This window comes from Robiginitalea sp., from assembly GCF_049588695.1.
GTDB lineage: Bacteria > Bacteroidota > Bacteroidia > Flavobacteriales > Flavobacteriaceae > Robiginitalea.
This window is the reverse complement of record NZ_JBAVZJ010000532.1, coordinates 1-3,397: the sequence shown is the minus strand read 5'-3', so window position 1 is coordinate 3,397 and position 3,397 is coordinate 1. Positions and strand designations below refer to the sequence as shown.

Sequence of the window (3,397 nt, the reverse complement as noted above, 5' to 3'; positions counted from 1 at the left end):
GAATTTTACCGTCTGTTGCTGTAAGCTTAATCTTCCCTTTTACGAGCAGTGGCCCGCCGGGAAGCACCTGGATTTCCGTTCCGGCAGATTGGGCATCCTCCATCTTTTCAGGTTCTTTGGAATCATAGCTAAGGGCCCCGGAAGGACAGCGGTTTATTTGATCCTTTAAATCCTGGACTGAGGCTGCTTCCGGGCGAATCCATGGCTTTTCATCCGGCAGATAGACCTTAGGAAGGGTTTTTACGCAGATTTCCGAGTGTATGCATTTTGCAGGTTTCCAGATCACGCGGAACCCGTCTTTTTCATAGTATTTAACTATCTCTTTACGTTCCATTTATGCAATGTTTATCCCTTTAAGGACCAGGCGTTTCCACTCGGGGTTTCGCTTCAGATACAATGCGACAAAAGGACACAAGGGCACCAGGGTTAATCCCTGTCGCTCGATATCCTCAAGGGCCGCACCGATTAAGGCGGAACCAATCCCCCTGCCCGAGAGAGCTGCAGGAACCTCGGTGTGTGTAAGGTAAATTTTGTCCTTTGCTTTAATATATTCCAATCGGGGATTTTCTCCCTCCAGATGGAATTCATACTGGGGTTTGTCCGGATTGTCGATCAGTTTAAAGGTCGCTTTCACCACTTCTCAATTTCAATAGGAGGGGGCCCTTCCGGGATCATGGGCTCATAGACGGCACTGCCTTTGCGCTCCCTATATTCATCTTTGACTTTTTTTACCAGGGATGGATTCTCAAAGAGGTCTACCATTGTCATCCCCATGGCTTTGGCTGCATAGAGCATGCCCTTATGACCGATGCTCATCCCTCCACAGGCTACCACTGCCCAGGAGTGCCAGGGGGTATCCTTTGGTGCTACAGTAACCCCCAGGTTGATATTGGCGACATTCCAACTGACATCACCCACATCGGTAGAACCCCCGCCCGGGTGCTCCTCGGTTTCGCGGAGGGGAAGGATGGAACTATCCATGCCCACCTGCGGTTTACCGGTGGCTTCCTGAATTTTCTTTCCAAATGCCGTTTCATCTTCGGTGTAGGTGATCGGACCCAACAACTCGAGATTTTTCTGCATGATTTCACCTCCGGAGCGGTTGACGAGGACTTCGTAGATTCCGGAGATCAGGGAAATCTTATAATCCACATCGGCCATAATCGCGGCTCCTTCCGCCATCTCGCGGATACGCTCGTATACAGGGGTCATACCGCTGCGTTTGGTATCCCGCACACGCACCCATATTTTCGAATAGTCGGGAACCACATTGACCACCTGCCCGCCATCCTGAATATGGTAATGGACCCGAACCGTAGGCTTTATATGTTCCCTGTAATAATTGATTCCGGTGGTGTAAAGCTCCAGGGCATCGGAAGCACTTCGTCCATTCCACGGATCGGCAGAGGCATGGGCCGCCTGCCCGAAGAACTCCACTTTAAAATCTACCAGGGCCAGGGTACTCTGGACATCTGCCTCGGTCTGGGCAGCCGGGTGCCAGCTGATGTTGACATCCACATCGTCCCAAAGTCCGGAACGCACCATCCATATTTTACCAAAAAACTTTTCTTCGGCCGGGGTTCCCAAAAACTTGACGGTCCCCGACAATTTACCGGCCTCCAGGAGTTCCTTTATGGAAATGGCAGCAGCCAAACTGGCTGTCCCAAAAAGGTTGTGCCCACAACCATGACCGGCTGCCCCGGCATTGAGGGGCTCCTTCTCGGCTTGCGCCTTTTGGGATATCCCGGGCAGCGCATCGTATTCCCCGAGGATGCTGATCACAGGGCTGCCACTGCCATAAGTAGCTGTGAACGCCGTGGGAATGCCGGCCACCCCACGCGCTACTTTGAACCCGTTTTTTTCCGCATAATCCGCGAGGATTTTGGATGAACCCTTTTCCTGAAATGCAGTTTCAGCCAAAGCCCAGACGGAATCACTAACTTTTATTAATTCCTGTTTGTGCCGTTCAATGGAAGCTTCAACGGCTTTTTTGTTCCCTTTGAGTTTCTGGGAATATAATCCGGAAAAACAGGAGGAGAGAAGGATAACAGATGTAATGAAGAGCAGTTTTTTGGTCATAGGGCGGGTGTTTTATAATCCCCTAAAGATACCAAAAAATACACGTTCGAGCCGGTATCGGATTTTTAGAAATGCAATCGGGAAAAGATCAATTCAGGGCTTCTTTATAGGTCTGCAGGCAGCGTTCCCTGGCCATTTTGTGATCGACCATTTTTTCAGAATACGCTTCCGTGCCGAATTCGGGAACCCATTTTTTGATATAGGTGTGATCTTTGTCGAATTTATCGACCTGGGTCATGGGGTTAAAAATCCGGAAATAGGGGGCGGCGTCCACGCCGCTGCCGGCGGCCCATTGCCAGTTTCCCACATTGCTGGAGCACTCGTAATCCAGAAGCTTCTCGGCAAAGTATGCCTCTCCCCATCGCCAGTCGATCAGGAGATGCTTGCATAAAAAACTAGCCACCAGCATCCGTACCCTGTTGTGCATATATCCAGTGGCATTGAGCTGCCGCATTCCCGCATCGACCAGGGCATATCCTGTTTCTCCCTTTTTCCATTTTGCGAATTCTTCTTCCTGGTTCCGCCAGGCTATACGGTCATAAGGCTTTTTAAAGGCCTCCGTGGTCGTATTCGGGTAATGCCAGAGGATCTGCATAAAGAACTCCCGCCAGATGAGTTCATTCCAAAAAGTCTCATTTTCCGGTTTTAACGCCTTCTTCAGGACGTGGCGAATGGATAGGGTGCCAAACCTCAGATGGGGTCCCAAATGCGACGTGCCATCCACAGCTGGAAAATTCCGTGTTTTCTCGTAATTCTCAATTAGAGCGGAATCCAGTTGATAGGAGGGAACTTTGATCTGAGCCTCTTTAAACCCCAGTGCTTCCAGACTGAGCGAAGGCAAATCATCGGTGGTGAGGAGTTGATTTAAATGGTTCTCCGAAGGATAACTGGAGAAGTCTGACTGAGTCGCGAATCGCTGCTTCCACTTATTTTTAAAAGGGGTATAGACCACATACGGATTCCCGTCTTCCTTTGTAATTTGATCCGTTTCGTATATGACCTGGTCCTTAAAAGTATGGAATCCTACACCCTTGTCCTGCAGGAATTCGGCGATCTCCGAATCCCTGTGGCGGGCATAAGGTTCGTAATCCCGGTTGGTGAAAACAGCCTTAATTTTCCAGGAGGATGCCAACTCCTTAATAATTTGTAATGGCGTGCCCGAATACATGCCTACCCCACTACCGTAATCCCTTTTTAGTGTACTGTTCAGCTTTTGGACCTCCTGGTGTATAAAGGACAACCTGGGGTCATTTTCGGGAAGTTCCCTGAGGATTTCCCGGTCGAAAATGAAAATAGGAATGACGGAATAACCCGAGGT

Annotated in this window: 4 protein-coding genes; all 4 read right to left on the bottom strand. The window is 49.7% G+C overall.

From position 1 onward, the window contains the following. The coding region (locus WBV75_RS12345; RefSeq protein WP_424120892.1) for a (4Fe-4S)-binding protein at positions 1–334 on the bottom strand (334 nt) is incomplete at its 3' end. Beyond that, positions 335–634 (bottom strand): GNAT family N-acetyltransferase, encoded by a 300-nt coding sequence (locus WBV75_RS12340; RefSeq protein ID WP_424120891.1) that lies wholly within the window; start codon positions 632–634, stop codon positions 335–337. After that, on the bottom strand, positions 631–2,079 hold the full coding sequence (locus WBV75_RS12335; RefSeq protein ID WP_424120890.1) for an amidohydrolase: 1,449 nt from the start codon (positions 2,077–2,079) through the stop codon (positions 631–633). The genes WBV75_RS12340 and WBV75_RS12335 overlap by 4 nt, the downstream gene beginning before the upstream one ends. Positions 2,080–2,167: 88 nt before the next feature. Next, positions 2,168–3,397, bottom strand: a 1,230-nt coding sequence (locus tag WBV75_RS12330) for a cryptochrome/photolyase family protein (RefSeq protein WP_424120889.1), incomplete at its 5' end; no start/stop codon positions are given.